This is a genomic window from Bradyrhizobium sp. SZCCT0231, from assembly GCF_018130245.1.
GTDB lineage: Bacteria > Pseudomonadota > Alphaproteobacteria > Rhizobiales > Xanthobacteraceae > Bradyrhizobium > Bradyrhizobium japonicum_F.
The window spans coordinates 252,686-267,997 of the sequence record NZ_JAFCKP010000008.1; the positions used below are offsets into that span (position 1 = coordinate 252,686).

14 protein-coding genes are annotated in these 15,312 nt (G+C 65.2%); 12 read left to right on the forward strand and 2 right to left on the reverse strand.

The genetic code is table 11. The features are described 5' to 3' along the window. Positions 1-81 precede the first annotated feature (81 nt). Positions 82-1,956: a glutaminase A gene (gene glsA, locus JQ566_RS20745; RefSeq protein ID WP_212374991.1), complete on the forward strand. Its 1,875-nt coding sequence runs from the start codon at positions 82-84 to the stop codon at positions 1,954-1,956. Here the strand turns inward: glsA and queF are convergent. Continuing rightward, on the reverse strand, positions 1,953-2,405 hold the full coding sequence (gene queF, locus JQ566_RS20750; protein ID WP_212374993.1) for a preQ(1) synthase: 453 nt from the start codon (positions 2,403-2,405) through the stop codon (positions 1,953-1,955). The genes glsA and queF overlap by 4 nt on opposite strands. Positions 2,406-2,456: 51 nt before the next feature. Then, positions 2,457-3,434: a Vgb family protein gene (locus JQ566_RS20755; RefSeq protein ID WP_212374995.1), complete on the reverse strand. Its 978-nt coding sequence runs from the start codon at positions 3,432-3,434 to the stop codon at positions 2,457-2,459. Positions 3,435-3,608: 174 nt separating this feature from the next. On the opposite strand from JQ566_RS20755, the gene eno reads away from it, so the two are divergent. The 11 genes from eno to JQ566_RS20810 all read left to right on the forward strand — a co-directional run bounded on the left by eno (position 3,609) and on the right by JQ566_RS20810 (position 15,265). Next, positions 3,609-4,892: a phosphopyruvate hydratase gene (gene eno / locus JQ566_RS20760; protein ID WP_128925914.1), complete on the forward strand. Its 1,284-nt coding sequence runs from the start codon at positions 3,609-3,611 to the stop codon at positions 4,890-4,892. Positions 4,893-4,936: 44 nt separating this feature from the next. After that, positions 4,937-6,070: a zinc-binding dehydrogenase gene (locus JQ566_RS20765; RefSeq protein WP_212374997.1), complete on the forward strand. Its 1,134-nt coding sequence runs from the start codon at positions 4,937-4,939 to the stop codon at positions 6,068-6,070. 202 nt (positions 6,071-6,272) lie between these two features. After that, positions 6,273-6,824, forward strand: coding sequence for an NADPH-dependent FMN reductase (locus JQ566_RS20770; RefSeq protein ID WP_212374998.1), 552 nt, complete (start codon positions 6,273-6,275; stop codon positions 6,822-6,824). Between the two features lie 231 nt (positions 6,825-7,055). Beyond that, the gene (locus JQ566_RS20775; protein ID WP_212375000.1) at positions 7,056-7,373 is read left to right on the forward strand and encodes an FtsB family cell division protein; all 318 of its coding nucleotides are present in this window, start codon (positions 7,056-7,058) and stop codon (positions 7,371-7,373) included. Between the two features lie 217 nt (positions 7,374-7,590). After that, positions 7,591-8,550 (forward strand): helix-turn-helix domain-containing protein, encoded by a 960-nt coding sequence (locus JQ566_RS20780; RefSeq protein ID WP_212375002.1) that lies wholly within the window; start codon positions 7,591-7,593, stop codon positions 8,548-8,550. 323 nt (positions 8,551-8,873) lie between these two features. Then, positions 8,874-10,391 (forward strand): aldehyde dehydrogenase, encoded by a 1,518-nt coding sequence (adh, locus tag JQ566_RS20785; protein ID WP_212375004.1) that lies wholly within the window; start codon positions 8,874-8,876, stop codon positions 10,389-10,391. Between the two features lie 267 nt (positions 10,392-10,658). After that, positions 10,659-11,681, forward strand: a complete 1,023-nt coding sequence (gene pdhA, locus JQ566_RS20790; protein ID WP_212375006.1) for a pyruvate dehydrogenase (acetyl-transferring) E1 component subunit alpha — start codon at positions 10,659-10,661, stop codon at positions 11,679-11,681. Between the two features lie 29 nt (positions 11,682-11,710). Then, on the forward strand, positions 11,711-13,093 hold the full coding sequence (locus JQ566_RS20795) for a pyruvate dehydrogenase complex E1 component subunit beta (RefSeq protein WP_212375008.1): 1,383 nt from the start codon (positions 11,711-11,713) through the stop codon (positions 13,091-13,093). A gap of 3 nt (positions 13,094-13,096) precedes the next feature. After that, positions 13,097-13,399: a DUF5076 domain-containing protein gene (locus tag JQ566_RS20800; protein WP_027559362.1), complete on the forward strand. Its 303-nt coding sequence runs from the start codon at positions 13,097-13,099 to the stop codon at positions 13,397-13,399. A gap of 2 nt (positions 13,400-13,401) precedes the next feature. Then, positions 13,402-13,854, forward strand: coding sequence for a nucleoside deaminase (locus JQ566_RS20805; protein WP_212375010.1), 453 nt, complete (start codon positions 13,402-13,404; stop codon positions 13,852-13,854). A gap of 64 nt (positions 13,855-13,918) precedes the next feature. Next, positions 13,919-15,265, forward strand: a complete 1,347-nt coding sequence (locus JQ566_RS20810; protein ID WP_212375012.1) for a pyruvate dehydrogenase complex dihydrolipoamide acetyltransferase — start codon at positions 13,919-13,921, stop codon at positions 15,263-15,265. Positions 15,266-15,312: the final 47 nt, after the last annotated feature.

Consider the following 15,312-nt stretch of genomic DNA (forward strand, 5'->3'; position numbering starts at 1 on the left):
TGCTCCCCACCACGACACCATCGGCCCGGTATACATGGCACACGAATTGCTTCGATTCTGGGCAAATCGAGGTGTGAGACCGTGGACGTCCAGACCAGTCATTCGGCCAGCGCAGCCGGTACGGCCCATTCGACCGGATATCTCACCAAGCCGCCGCTGCGGCGCTTCCTGGCCGATTGCCACGCCGAATTCCGGACCGACAATTCCGGCGAACTTGCCGACTACATCCCCGAGCTGAAACGCGCCAACCCTGATCATTTCGGCATCGCGCTCGTCACCATCGACGGCCATGTCTACGAGGTCGGCGACAGCGACGTGCCGTTCACGATCCAGTCGGTGTCCAAAGCCTTCGTCTTCGCGCTGGCGCTGGAGATGGTCGGCGAAGAGCGCGTCGCGGCCACCATCGGCGTCGAGCCGAGCGGCGAGGCCTTCAACTCGATCCGGCTCACCAACGACAACCGTCCCTTCAACCCCATGGTCAATGCCGGCGCCATCGCCTGCTCGGGCCTGATCTATGAAGCCGAAGGGAAGGGGGCCTTCGAGCGCGTCCGCGCCAAGCTCAGCGAGTTCGCCGGCCGCGAGCTCGGCGTCGATGAGGCCGTGCATGCCTCGGAGACCGCGACCGGCAACCGCAACCGGGCGATTGCCTGGCTGCTGCGGAATTACGCAGTGCTGCCCGACGACGTCGATGCCGTGCTCGACGTCTATTTCCGCCAATGCGCGATCCTGGTCACCGCGCGCGACCTCGCGGTGATGGCGGCAACGCTCGCCAATCGCGGCATCAATCCGGTGACGGGCGTGCAGGTGATCACGCCGCACATCGTCGCGCGCACGCTGTCGGTGATGACGAGCTCGGGCATGTACGACTATGCCGGTGAGTGGACCTATCGCGTCGGCATCCCCGCCAAGAGCGGCGTCGGCGGCGGCATCGTCGCGGCGCTGCCCTCGCAGCTCGGTCTCGGCACCTTCTCGCCGCTGCTCGACAATCATTTCAACAGCGTGCGCGGCCTGAAGGTCTGCGAGGCGCTGTCGGCGCGGTTCGATCTGCACATGCTCAACCGCAACGCGGACGTGCGCACCAGCATCATGGCGGACTACGACGTCTACGGCATCTCCTCGCGCCGCAGCCGCCAGCCGCACGAGCAGCAGATCCTCGACGAGCGCCACAGCGACATCCGTGTGCTCGAGCTGGTCGGCGCGATGAATTTCGCCACGATCGACTACGTCACGCGAAGGCTCACCAGCGAGCCGCCGAACGCACCTCTGCTGATCGTCGACTTCCGCCGTGTGCCCGACATCACCGCCGCCGGCGCCGAGCTGCTCGGCGAGACGCTGACCGCGCTCGGCAATGCCGGCGTCACCACCATCCTGTCCGGCTTCGAGACGAGCTCCGCGGTGTGGACCGCGATCGCCGCACGCACCGCCGAGCCGCGCCGGCTGCGCCGCTTCGCGCTGCTCGACGATGCCATCGAATGGGCCGAAGACCAGGTGATTTACCGCTTCGGCGGCTTCACCGACGTGAAGGAGAGTGCGCATCTTCACGAGCAGGCGCTGCTCGCCGAGCTCGATGTCGAGGAGATCGCCGCGATCGTCAAGCTGTCGACCACGCGGCACTACGCGGCCGGCCAGCGCATCGTCGCGGCCGGCGCGCCTGCCAATTCACTGTTCTTTCTCCAGAGCGGCATGGTCAGCGTGAAGCTGCCGAGCGGCGTCCGGCTCGCTTCCCTCGGCCCCGGCATGGAATTCGGCGAGATGGCGATCCTGGAGCAAAGCCGCAGCGCCGACGTCTTCGCCGACACGCCCGTCACCTGCCTCGAATTGCCGCTCGACAGTTTTGCCGACTACCGCCGGCTGCACCCGGAAACGTCGTTGAAAATCATGCGCAACCTCGCCGCCATCCTGGCGCGGCGGCTGGTGCTGGCGAATGCCAAGGTGGACTTGCTGAGTGCCTATTAGCCGCGCCCGCGATAGGGCGCGACGCCCTGTTCTGGCACCCACAGGCCTTTCGGCACGCGGCCGGTCTGCCAGAACACGTCGATCGGGATGCCGCCGCGCGGATACCAATAGCCGCCGATGCGGAGCCATTTCGGCTTGATCTCGCTGGCGATGCGCTTGCCGATCATCACGGTGCAGTCCTCGTGAAAGGCGCCGTGATTGCGGAAGCTCGCGATGTAGAGCTTGAGCGATTTCGACTCCAGCAGCCACGCACCCGGCGCGTAGTCGATCATCAGATGCGCGAAATCCGGCTGGCCCGTGACCGGGCAGAGCGAGGTGAATTCCGGCACGGTGAAGCGCACCAGGTAGTCGGTGCCCTTTTGCGGATTGGGCACGCGGTCGAGCTGGGCTTCGTCCGGCGTGTGCGGCCACTCGACCGCGCGGCCGAGCTGCAGGGATTTTTTCGCCATCGTCGTCACATCCTGTTTCGGATGCCGGGATGGACGCAAATGCCGCTGCCGTCAACCGGCGGCGATTGTCTGGATCATGACGATCCGATCGTTGCCGGACTCGCAGCCCCAGAGCTCGCCCGGCCGCCCGTCGAGCTGGCGGACGCTCGCATTCGCCTTGTCGCTGGCGAAGACGTTGAACTTTTCAGTGGCGGGATCGAAGCGCACGATGGCGTTGGCGGAAAAATCCGTCAGCCAGACCTTGTCCTTGTCGTCGACATAGACCGCGTAGGCGCGGGGACGTTCGCCTGGCAGCTTCCAGGTCTTCCACGAGCCGTCGGCGGGATCATGCACCGACACGTGCCCGCTGTTCCACTCGCTGACCCAGATCCGGCTCTTTGAATCCGACCAGACGCGCCGTGAGCCCGCATTCGGTGTCGGCGGCTGCACGACGCGGGCATTGCCGGTCGCAAGATCGACCTTGGCGATGTAGCTGCCGGCAAGCGAGGCGTACCAGATGTCGCCCTTCGGCGTCACGGTGATGCCATAGGGGCCGACGCCCTTGGGCGCCTTGAAGACCGTCATTTCGCCGGATTTCGGCACGAGCCGGCCGTAATAGCCGGACTGGCCGGTGAACCAGTAGGTGCCTTCCTTGTCGAACACGCCGGTGTTGAGATTGGCGGAGGCGAACTTTTCCGGGAGGCGGAACAGTGTCACCTTGAGATCGGAAGGGTCCACGCGCGCGATAGCGTTCTGGCCGCCCTCGGTGATCCAGGGGGCACCATCGGGCCCGATGGTCACGCCGTGTGGGGCCGCGCCCTGGCCGAGGCTGACCGTCTTGAAACGGCCATCTCCTGGATCGAGCCTGCCGAGCAGGCCCTTACCCTGCGCGGTGAACCAGATCATGCCGTCAGGGGCGGGCGTGAGATCGTGCAGGCCGATGCCCGGGCTGATGGGATAGTATTTTGTCCGGAACGTGCCCTCCTGCGCAAAACCTGGGCGGGCGGCGAACAGTGCGGCGCTCGAAGCGAGAAACTGGCGGCGATTCATGGCGTTACCCCGACTGTTTCAGATTGAGGTTGGGTACGCGGACCAGATGCGGTCGACCATAATCTGAGGCGCTTCACGCGTCAGTCGAAGCGGCTCGTCCAAGCGTTCACATTTGCTTGCGGCCCGTGTAAGACCCGCGGCACCGATCAGCCCTAACGAACGGAAGTGGACATCATGACCGCCATCATCGACATCATCGGCCGCGAAATTCTCGATAGCCGGGGCAATCCAACCGTCGAGGTCGATGTCGTGCTGGAGGACGGCGCTCTCGGCCGCGCCGCGGTGCCGTCCGGCGCCTCCACCGGCGCCCATGAGGCCGTGGAACTGCGCGACGGCGACAAGGCCCGCTATCTCGGCAAGGGCGTGACCAAGGCGGTCGGCGCCGTCAATGGCGAGATCTTCGAGGCCCTGAGCGGCCTCGACGTCGAGCAGCAGGCCCAGATCGACCAGATCATGATCGACCTCGACGGCACGCCGAACAAGAGCCGGCTCGGCGCCAACGCCATTCTCGGCGTCTCGCTTGCCTGCGCCAAGGCGGCCGCGAACTCGCTCGACATGCCGCTCTATCGTTACGTCGGCGGCACCTCCGCGCGCCTGTTGCCGGTGCCGATGATGAACATCATCAATGGCGGCGTGCACGCCGACAACCCCATCGACTTCCAGGAATTCATGATCCTTCCCGTCGGCGCATCCTCTTTCGCCGAAGGGCTGCGCTACGGCGCGGAGGTATTCCACACGCTGAAGTCCGAATTGAAGAAGGCCGGCCACAACACCAATGTCGGCGACGAGGGCGGTTTCGCCCCGAACCTGCCCTCTGCGGACGCCGCGCTCGACTTCGTCATGAACGCGATCGGCAAGGCCGGTTTCAAGGCGGGCACCGACATCATGCTCGGCCTCGACTGCGCCTCGACCGAGTTCTTCAAGGACGGCAAATACGTCTATGAAGGTGAGGGCAAGACCCGCTCGATCTCCGAGCAGGCGAAGTATCTTGCGGACCTGGTCTCGCGCTATCCGATCGTCACCATCGAGGACGGCATGTCGGAAGACGACATGGATGGCTGGAAGGAGCTCACCGACCTGATCGGTAAGAAGTGCCAGCTGGTCGGCGACGACCTGTTCGTCACCAACGTCAAGCGCCTCGCCGAAGGCATCAAGACCGGCCGCGCCAACTCGATCCTGATCAAGGTCAACCAGATCGGCACGCTGACCGAGACGCTCGCCGCCGTCGAGATGGCGCACAAGGCCGGCTACACCTCGGTGATGTCGCACCGCTCCGGCGAGACCGAGGATTCCACCATCGCCGACCTCGCGGTCGCCACCAATTGCGGTCAGATCAAGACCGGCTCCCTTGCGCGGTCCGACCGCACCGCCAAATACAACCAGCTCTTGCGCATCGAGCAGCAACTCGGCAAGCAGGCGCTCTATGGTGGCAAGGCGGCACTGAAGGCGCTGGCGTAAGCCGGCGCCTCGGCCGGCAAAAAGATGGACAGGGGAGGATCGAGATGAGCGACGGCACGTCGGGACTGGAATTGCGTTCGCTGCTGAAGAAGAGCGGCGAGCTGGAATTGTCTCTCGTGAACGTCCCGACGCCGGAGCCGGCCGATGATGAGGTTGTGGTTCGCGTCGAGGCCACCCCGATCAACCCCTCCGACCTCGGCCTCCTGATCGGGCCAGCCGACATGTCGGCCGCCAAGGCTTCCGGCACCAAGGAGATGCCGGTCATCACCGCCACGATGCCGGAGGCGGCGATGCGGATGATGGCGGCGAGATTCGATCAGTCGTTGCCGGTCGGCAATGAGGGCGCCGGCACGGTGATCCGGACCGGCTCGTCGGATGCGGCGAAAGCGCTGATGGGCAAGACGGTGTCGATGATCGGCGGCGCAATGTACACGCAGTACCGCGTGCTCAAGGTCCGCGACGTCATGGAGCTGCCGGCGGGCACCACGGCCGCCGACGGCGCCTCCTGGTTCGTCAATCCGCTGACAGCACTCGGCATGACCGAGACGATGCGGCGGGAGAACCACAAGGCGCTCGTGCACACGGCCGCCGCCTCCAATCTCGGCCAGATGCTCAACAAGATCTGCATCAAGGACGGCATCGGCCTCGTCAACATCGTCAGGAGCAAGGAGCAGGCCGACATCCTGCACAAGATCGGCGCCAAGCACGTCGTGGATTCCAGCGCGCCGAGCTTCATGGACGATCTCACCAGCGCACTGGTCGAGACCGGCGCCACCATCGCCTTCGACGCCATCGGCGGCGGCAAGCTGGCGAGCCAGATCCTGACCGCGATGGAAATTGCAGCCAACAAGACCGCGAAGGAATACAGCCGCTACGGCTCCAACGTGTACAAGCAGGTCTACATCTATGGCAGCCTCGACACGCGGCCGACGGAGCTGAGCCGGTCGTTCGGCCTGAGCTGGGGCGTTGGCGGCTGGCTGCTCACGCCATTCCTTCAGAGGATCGGTCCGGCCGAGATCGGCCGCCTGCGCCAGCGCGTCGCCTCCGAGCTGAAGACCACCTTCGCCAGCCACTACACCAAGGTGGTGTCGCTTGCCGAGGTGCTCGATCCCGCCAACATCGCGGTGTACGCCAAACGCGCCACCGGCGAAAAATTCCTGATCAACCCGTACAAGTGATCGCTTCGGTCCGTTACGGAGGGATATCAGGCCGCCGACTGGCGGCCTGATTGCTTTTGATCGTGGCCCGGATGGAGCGCAAGCCGACCCATTTCCAGAAACTCAGCGTTTCCAAATCGAGCCAGTTCATGCACTTGCATCGATTGGCTTGGATAGCTTAAGTGCCTTCGCGGCATTTCCGCTCAAGCCCTCAAGGACAATCATGGCCTACAACATCGTCACGATCGCCGGCAGCCTGCGCAAGGACGGCTTCTCGCTCAAGATCGCTAATGCGCTCGCCAAGCTCGCGCCTGGCTCGCTCGAGCTCGAGGTGATCACGCCGGCGGGCATCTCGTTCTTCAACCAGGACCTCGAGGGCGCGCCGCCCGCGGACTGGCTCGCCTTCCGCGAGAAGCTCCAGAAGTCGAACGGCGTCCTGTTCGTCACGCCCGAATACAACCGCTCGATCCCGGGCGTCCTCAAGAACGCCATCGACGTCGCCTCGCGGCCCTATGGCAAGAGCTCGTTCCTCGGCAAGCCGGTCGGAATCATCTCCAACTCGCCGGGGCCGCTTGGCGGCGTCAGTGCGGCCAAGCATCTGCAGAACGTCCTGCCGGGCATTTCCGGTCCGGTTCTCCAGCAGCCGGAAATCTATCTCAACGGCGTCGGCGACGCCTTCGATGCGGACGGCAACCTGACCAAGGACTCCCTCAAGACGGTGCTGCAGCAGTACATCGACGCCTTCGCCGCGCATGTGGCGAAACATCAGGGCTGAGGCACTCTCCGTCATGGCCGGGCATAGCCGTCCGAAGGACGGCGTCGCTTCCGCTCGCCTATGTCCCGGCCATCCACGTTCTTGCTTGCGGCGACGAAGGACGTGGATGCCCGGCACAAGGCCGGGCATGACGGCTGGGGAGACAGAGCGCCGTCTATCACGCTTCCATGTCTGGGGGGGGGGCAGGGTGCAATTAGCACTCCCTTAACCAACCTGTCCCATCTTCCGAAGATGGTCTCCCGCGCCCGCCTGAAATCGATCCTGACCGGCCTTGCCCTCTACGCGATGGCGGCGGCGATCGTCGGCTATTTCGGCGTCAACGCCTATACCGGCAAATACGGCCTCAACGCCCGCCAGGAGCTCGACCAGGAGATCATCGCGCTGACCAGCGAGCTGGCTCAGCTCAAGCGCGAGCGCGCCAGGAGCGAGCAGCGGGTGTCGCTGCTGCGGTCCGCGAAGATCGACCCCGACATGCTGGACGAGCGGGCGCGCTTCCAGCTCGACTATGTCAATCCGCGCGATCTCGTTCGGATGATCCCGGCGAACTAGCGCATCCGCAGCTTTCGAAAGCCGCAGCGAAAGTCGCTGCTGAAATCCGGCCACCGTACCCTTTGCCTCCTGCGAAGGTCGTAACCCTGGAACCGGGCGGTTGCCTTGACGGCGGTGCCGCGGCGGGCTCATGCCTTTTGGTGGCGCTCGCTGAAGTTGACGCAGATCAACCGGGCAGCACTGGCACGTCCTACACTGCTATCCGGAGGAAACTGTGATGAATGGGACAATGCCCCGGCATCACGCGGCCCGTGTCGAGGCCGCCATCGCGTCAGGCCAGGCGGCTCGGTCCGCGCTCGTGGCCTCGTGGCGCCGTTCCTCCCGATTGCATCATCTCGATCCCGGCGGCCACGCCGCGCCGATCCGGCTGACCGAAGCCGAGCTGCACCAGGCGCGCGAGCGCATTGCGCCGCTTCTGGCCGCCGCGCAAGGCGCGATGGACCGGCTCTATCAGGCCGTCGGCGCCGCGGGCTGCTGCGTGCTGCTCGCCGACCGCGATGGCGTGCCGGTCGATCGCCGCGGCACGGTGGCGGACGACGCGACGTTTCAGTCCTGGGGCCTGTGGACCGGTGCACTCTGGAGCGAGGAGCATGAGGGCACCAATGGCATCGGCACCTGCCTCGTCGAGCAGCGTCCGCTGACGATCGATCGCGACCAGCATTTCTTTGCCCGCAACACGCTTCTGAGCTGCACCGCCGTTCCGATCTACGACCATGAGGCGGCGCTCGCAGGCGTGCTCGACGTCTCCTCCTGCCGCGCCGACCGCACCGACGCCTTCGCCAGCCTGATCGCGCTCGCGGCAGGCGAGGCGGCCAAGCGGATCGAGGCCGACTTGTTTCGAAAGGCTTTTGCCTATGCCCGTATCGTGCTGACGCAAGCTGCGGACGGAAGCTGCGGCGGCCTCGTTGCGGTCGATGCGGACGACCTCGTGATCGGCGCCACCCGCTCCGCCCGGGCGGCGCTCGGAATCGCGCCCGGCCGGGCCTTGCAGCCGGTGCCTGCCGCCGACCTTCTCGGCGGCGATACCGCGCATGATCACCTTGCCGGCGGCCAGCGCGCGGTGTTGCAGCGCGCGCTGCTGCGCGCCGGCGGCAATGTCTCCGCGGCCGCCAAGGCCCTCGGCGTCAGCCGCGCCACGCTGCACAGAAAGCTGAAGCGGTTCGAGCTGAACCACTGAGCCGCGCTGTTTACCCGAAACTCCGATCTCGTGCCCCGGACGCAGCGCGTCGCACTTGCGACGTGGTGCGCTGCTGAGCCGGGGCCCATGTCGCAGTCTCCCGTGTTGCCTACCTGGGTCCCGGCTCGCGCAGCAACGCAAGAGCGTTGCAGCGCGTCCGGGACACGAGAGCGGCGCCGCGCCACGACTGTCGCAGAACTGCGACAGGTCCGCCCCACCATCGCTTCCCGCCGGGCTGACAGAAAACACCTCCCGCGACATCGTCGGCGCAAGTCGCGACCAGGCGACGAATTGCGCAAACAGCAAAACATCGGGAGTGATCAATGAACAAGGTGGAATTCCTCAGCGTCACCAAAGTCCCCTTTGCCGAACGCTACGACAATCTCATCGGCGGCAAGTTCGTGGCGCCGATCTCCGGCAAGTATTTCGACAATGCCTCGCCGCTGACCGGCCAGGTCGTCTGCAAGATCGCACGGTCCGACGCGCAGGACGTCGAGGCTGCGCTCGACGCCGCGCATGCCGCCAAGGCCGCCTGGGGCCGCACCAGCGTCGCCGAGCGCGCCGCGATCCTGAACAAGATCGCCGACCGCATGGAGGACAATCTCGAGCGCCTCGCCATCGCCGAGACCTGGGACAACGGTAAACCGATCCGCGAGACCCGCGCCGCCGACCTGCCGCTCGCGATCGACCACTTCCGCTATTTCGCCGGCGTCGTGCGCGCCCAGGAAGGCTCGATCGGCGAGATCGATCACGATACCATCGCCTATCATTTCCATGAGCCGCTCGGCGTGGTCGGCCAGATCATTCCCTGGAACTTCCCGCTGCTGATGGCCTGCTGGAAGCTCGCGCCTGCGCTGGCCGCCGGCAATTGCGTCGTGCTCAAGCCCGCCGAGCAGACCCCGGCCTCGATCATGGTCTGGGCCGAGATCATCGCCGACCTGCTGCCGCCTGGCGTGCTCAACATCGTCAACGGCTTTGGCCTCGAGGCCGGCAAGCCGCTGGCGTCCAGCCCGCGCATTGCCAAGATCGCGTTCACCGGCGAGACCACGACGGGCCGGCTGATCATGCAATATGCCAGCCAGAACCTCATCCCGGTCACGCTGGAGCTCGGCGGCAAGTCGCCGAACATCTTCTTCAAGGATGTCACCGCCGAGGACGACGACTTCTTCGACAAGGCGATCGAAGGCTTCGTCATGTTCGCGCTGAACCAGGGCGAGGTCTGCACCTGCCCGAGCCGGGCGCTGGTCCACGCCGATATCTATGACCGCTTCATGGAGCGGGCGCTGAAGCGCGTCGCGGCGATCAAGCAGGGCGATCCGCGCGATCCCACCACCATGATCGGCGCCCAGGCATCCAGCGAGCAGCTGTCCAAGATCCTCTCCTATATCGACATCGGCAAGCAGGAGGGCGCCAAGGTGCTCGCCGGTGGCGGACGCGCCGAGCTCGGCGGCGATCTCGCCGGCGGCTTCTACGTCCAGCCGACCGTGTTCGAGGGCCACAACAAGATGCGCATCTTCCAGGAGGAGATCTTCGGTCCCGTCGTCTCGGTCACGACCTTCAAGACCGACGAGGAGGCGCTCGCGATCGCCAACGACACGCTCTATGGCTTGGGTGCCGGTGTCTGGAGCCGCGATGCCAATCGCTGCTACCGCTTCGGCCGGGAGATCCAGGCCGGCCGGGTCTGGACCAACTGCTACCATGCCTATCCCGCGCATGCGGCCTTCGGCGGCTACAAGCAGTCGGGCGTCGGGCGCGAGACCCACAAGATGATGCTCGATCACTATCAGCAGACCAAGAACCTCCTGGTCAGCTACAGCCCGAAGAAGCTCGGCTTCTTCTGATCGGGTGGCCGGAGAGGGCGGCGCCGCTTCGGCGCCGTCCGCTCCGAATGCCGGGATTGGCGCAGCGCACCGTTCTTGATCCGGTCACGAATCTGCGCGCGCCATGGCGCGCATGGATTTGTTGCCCGATCGGCGCCAAAGATTTTCCAATATTTCGATCACGTTGCAGTGCGGCATAATGAAAATCGTGCCATGCCGCCGCGGTGCTTTCGCGCGCGATTGACTTGGGTTAGAGAGGGCGAAAGTTTTCTCTGACCCGGAATTCCTATGGCCGCACCCAAGAAAGCCGCCGCAAGCACCCCACAGGCCAAGACCGACGGCGGTTCGCCCCCGGAATTCACCAGGGAGCAGGAGCTCAAGGCGCTCCGCGACATGCTCCTGATCCGGCGGTTCGAGGAAAAGGCCGGCCAGCTCTACGGCATGGGCGCGATCGGCGGCTTCTGCCACCTTTATATCGGCCAGGAGGCCGTGGTGGTCGGCATGCAGATGGCGCTGAAGGAGGGCGATCAGGTCATCACCGGCTATCGCGATCACGGCCACATGCTTGCCACCGGCATGGATGCCAACGGCGTCATGGCCGAGCTCACGGGCCGCCGCGGCGGCTATTCCAAGGGCAAGGGCGGCTCCATGCACATGTTCAGCAAGGAGAAGCACTTCTACGGCGGCCACGGCATCGTCGGCGCCCAGGTCTCGCTCGGCACGGGTCTCGCCTTCGCCAATCACTATCGCGGCAACGGCAATGTCAGCGTCACCTATTTCGGCGACGGCGCCGCCAACCAGGGCCAGGTCTATGAGAGCTTCAACATGGCGGAGCTCTGGAAGCTGCCGGTGATCTACGTCATCGAGAACAACCGCTACGCCATGGGCACCTCGGTCTCACGTGCCTCGGCGCAGCAGGATTTCTCCAAGCGCGGTGTCTCCTTCAACATTCCGGGCAAGCAGGTCGACGGCATGGACGTCCGCGCCGTCAAGGCCGCGGGCGAGGAGGCGGCGGCCTGGTGCCGTGCCGGCAAAGGTCCCTACATTCTGGAGATGCAGACCTATCGCTACCGCGGTCACTCGATGTCCGACCCTGCAAAATATCGCACGCGCGAGGAGGTCGAGAAGGTCCGCCACGACCAGGATCCGATCGAGCAGGTACGTAACCGCCTGCTCGCGGCCAAGGTCAGCGAGCAGGATCTGAAGGCGATCGACGCCGAGGTGCGCGACATCGTCAACGCGTCCGCCGATTTCGCCCAGCATGATCCCGAGCCTGATGTCGCCGAGCTCTGGACCGACGTTTACCGCTGAACGCGCGCAAGCTTTCTTTTGGAGAAGATATGCCAATTCAAGTGCTGATGCCCGCGTTGTCGCCCACGATGGAGAAGGGCAACCTCGCCAAATGGCTGAAGAAAGAGGGCGAGACGATCAAGTCCGGCGACGTCATCGCCGAGATCGAGACCGACAAGGCGACAATGGAGGTCGAGGCGACCGATGAGGGGACGCTCGGCAAGATCCTGATCCCCGAGGGCACCGCCGACGTCGCGGTGAACACGCCGATCGCGACGATTCTCGCCGATGGTGAGAGTGCGGCTGATCTTGCGAAAGCGCCTGCACCGGCTGCGAAGGCTGTGGAGTCCGCGCCGCCTGCCGCGGCAAAGGCCGAAGCGCCTGCGCCGAAAGCCGCGCCCGCCCCGCAGGCCGTTGCCGAGCCGGATCCGGAAGTGCCTGCCGGCACCGAGATGGTGACGCAGACCATCCGCGAAGCCTTGCGCGATGCCATGGCCGAAGAGATGCGCCGTGACGCGGACGTCTTCGTGATGGGTGAGGAGGTCGCCGAATACCAGGGCGCCTACAAGGTCACGCAAGGGTTGCTTCAGGAATTCGGCGCCAAGCGCGTCATCGACACCCCGATCACCGAGCACGGTTTCGCCGGCGTCGGCGTCGGTGCCGCCATGACCGGGCTGAGGCCGATCGTCGAGTTCATGACCTTCAACTTCGCCATGCAGGCGATCGACCAGATCATCAACTCCGCCGCCAAGACGCTCTACATGTCCGGCGGCCAGATGGGCTGCTCGATCGTGTTCCGCGGGCCCAACGGCGCCGCTGCGCGCGTCGCCGCCCAGCACAGCCAGGATTACTCGGCCTGGTACTCGCACATTCCGGGCCTCAAGGTGGTTGCGCCGTATTCGGCAGCTGATGCCAAGGGCCTTCTCAAGGCTGCGATCCGCGATCCCAATCCGGTGATCTTCCTCGAGAACGAGGTGCTCTACGGCCACACCGGCGAAGTGCCCAAGCTCGACGATTTCATCATCCCGATCGGCAAGGCGCGCATCGTGCGCGCTGGCAGCCACGTCACCATCATCTCCTGGTCGAACGGCATGACCTATGCGCTGAAGGCCGCCGACGAGCTCGCCAAGGACGGCATCGAGGCCGAGGTGATCGACCTGCGCACGCTGCGCCCGATGGACACCGAGACCATCGTCAACTCGGTCAAGAAGACCGGCCGCGCCGTCACGGTGGAAGAGGGCTGGGCTCAGAGCGGCGTCGGCGCCGAGATCGCCGCGCGCATCATGGAGAACGCCTTCGACTATCTGGATGCGCCGGTTGCGCGCGTCTCCGGCAAGGACGTGCCGATGCCCTATGCTTCGAACCTGGAGAAGCTCGCGCTGCCCTCGGCGGCAGAAGTCGTCGAGGCCGCCAAAGCCGTCTGCTACAGGTAGACCATGGCGGGCCCCAAGGAGCAGCCACTGCCGCCCGACGTCATGACCCGCGAAGACGCGGTCGAGATCCTGCGCGTGTTCGTGCTGGACGGTGGGCTGTCGATGGCGTTCCAGCGTGCCTTCGAGGAGCCCGACATGTGGGGCCTCCTGCTCGTCGATCTGGCCCGCCACGCCGCGCGCGCCTATGCGCGCGAGAGCGAATACACCGAGGAGGACGCGCTGAACCGGATCCTCGACATGTTCCAGGCTGAGATCGAGCGCCCCACCGACACCGGCACCACGACGCCGCGCGGCAAGGGGCACTGATCATGGCGATCGAACCCTATCATTTCGATTTCATGCTCGAGGCGATCCGCGAGGCGGAAGCCTCGATCGCGCAGGGCGGCCTGCCGATCGGTGCGGTGCTGACGCGCGACAACAAGATCATCGCCCGCGGCCACAACAACCGCGTGCAGGAGAACAACGTGATCCTGCACGGCGAGATGAGCTGCCTGCGCGAGGCCGGCGCGATCAAATTCCACGACACCGTCATGTACACCACGCTGTCGCCGTGCTCGATGTGCGCCGGCGCGCTCGCGCTGTTCAAGGTCAAGCTGGTGGTGATCGGCGAATCCGTCACCTTCGAGGGCTCCAAGGACATCCTCGACAAGTTCGGGATTCCCTGGATCGATCTTGCCGACGACCGCTCCATCACCATGATGAAGAATTGGCGTTCCATCCCAGCCAATGAGCGCCTGTGGCAGGGCGACATCGGCAACTAAACCTGGTCTGTTCGTCTTCGGCTGTCGAAAGACGACGTTTTGCAAAGTTCTTCTTGAGGTCAGCATGCCCATCAACATCCTGATGCCCGCTCTCTCGCCGACGATGGAGAAGGGCAACCTCGCCAAGTGGCTGAAGAAGGAAGGCGACAAGGTCAAGTCCGGCGACGTCATCGCCGAGATCGAGACCGACAAGGCGACCATGGAGGTCGAGGCCATCGACGAGGGCACGATCGCCAAGATCCTGGTGCCCGAGGGCACGCAGGACGTCCCGGTCAACGACGTGATCGCCGTGCTCGCCGGCGAGGGCGAGGATGTGAAGGCTGCAGGGAGCGCCAAGCCCAGCGCTTCGGCCGCACCGCCGAAAGCTGCTGAAGCTCCGGCTGCCGCGCCTGCGCCCGCGCCCGCCGCTCCCAAAGCTGCACCACCGTTCGCCGCACCTGCGCCGCAGGCGGCAGCGCCGGCTGCGCAAAGCAACGGCCATGGCGGCCGCGTGTTCTCATCGCCGCTGGCGCGGCGTCTGGCCAAGGATGCCGGCATCGATGTGTCGATGATATCAGGCACCGGCCCGCACGGCCGGGTGGTCGCGCGCGACGTCGAGCAGGCAAAATCCGGCAAGGGCCTCAAGGCGCCTGCCGCGGCGCCGTCAAGTGCGCCCGCGATCGCGCCGACCATGTCGGACAAGCAGATCCTGTCGCTGTTCGAGCCAGGCTCCTACGACATCGTTCCGCATGACGGCATGCGCCGCACGATTGCGCAGCGCTTGACCGCGTCGATCCAGAACGTCCCGCATTTCTACCTCACCATCGACTGCGACATCGGCAAGCTGCTCGTCGCGCGCGAGGAGATCAATGCGGCTGCTCCCAAGGACAAGGAGAAGAGGCCGCTCTACAAGATCTCGGTCAACGACTTCGTCATCAAGGCGATGGCGGTCGCGCTGCAGAAGATCCCGAACTGCAACGTCAGTTGGACCGAAAGCGGCATGGTCAAGCACCACCATTCCGACGTCGGTGTTGCCGTCGCGATGCCCGGCGGCCTGATCACGCCGATCATCCGGAAAGCGGAGACCAAGACGCTCTCGACCATCTCCAACGAGATGAAGGATTTTGCCGCGCGCGCACGTTCCCGCAAATTGAAGCCCGAGGAATACCAGGGCGGCACCACCGCCGTCTCCAACCTCGGCATGTACGGCATCAGCCACTTCACCGCCGTGATCAACCCGCCGCATGCGACGATCCTTGCGGTCGGCACCAGCGAGGAGCGGCCGGTCGTCCGTGGCGGCAAGATCGAGATCGCGAACATGATGAGCGTGACCTTGTCCTGCGATCACCGCGCCATCGACGGCGCGCTCGGCGCCGAGCTGATCGGTGCGTTCAAGCAGCTGATCGAAAACCCTGTGATGATGATGGTGTGAGCCGCGAGGGTTGAATTCGTAAGGTGGGCAAGGGCGAAACGCGCCGT

Coding starts and splice junctions, on each gene's coding strand:
- JQ566_RS20755 (WP_212374995.1), bottom strand. CDS start 3,434: ATGAATCGCCGCCAGTTTCTCGCTTCGAGCGCCGCACTGTTCGCCGCC.
- pdhA (WP_212375006.1), top strand. CDS start 10,659: ATGGCCGCACCCAAGAAAGCCGCCGCAAGCACCCCACAGGCCAAGACC.
- JQ566_RS20810 (WP_212375012.1), top strand. CDS start 13,919: ATGCCCATCAACATCCTGATGCCCGCTCTCTCGCCGACGATGGAGAAG.
- JQ566_RS20770 (WP_212374998.1), top strand. CDS start 6,273: ATGGCCTACAACATCGTCACGATCGCCGGCAGCCTGCGCAAGGACGGC.
- JQ566_RS20780 (WP_212375002.1), top strand. CDS start 7,591: ATGAATGGGACAATGCCCCGGCATCACGCGGCCCGTGTCGAGGCCGCC.
- JQ566_RS20805 (WP_212375010.1), top strand. CDS start 13,402: ATGGCGATCGAACCCTATCATTTCGATTTCATGCTCGAGGCGATCCGC.
- queF (WP_212374993.1), bottom strand. CDS start 2,405: ATGGCGAAAAAATCCCTGCAGCTCGGCCGCGCGGTCGAGTGGCCGCAC.
- JQ566_RS20775 (WP_212375000.1), top strand. CDS start 7,056: ATGGTCTCCCGCGCCCGCCTGAAATCGATCCTGACCGGCCTTGCCCTC.
- adh (WP_212375004.1), top strand. CDS start 8,874: ATGAACAAGGTGGAATTCCTCAGCGTCACCAAAGTCCCCTTTGCCGAA.
- JQ566_RS20795 (WP_212375008.1), top strand. CDS start 11,711: ATGCCAATTCAAGTGCTGATGCCCGCGTTGTCGCCCACGATGGAGAAG.
- eno (WP_128925914.1), top strand. CDS start 3,609: ATGACCGCCATCATCGACATCATCGGCCGCGAAATTCTCGATAGCCGG.
- JQ566_RS20765 (WP_212374997.1), top strand. CDS start 4,937: ATGAGCGACGGCACGTCGGGACTGGAATTGCGTTCGCTGCTGAAGAAG.
- JQ566_RS20800 (WP_027559362.1), top strand. CDS start 13,097: ATGGCGGGCCCCAAGGAGCAGCCACTGCCGCCCGACGTCATGACCCGC.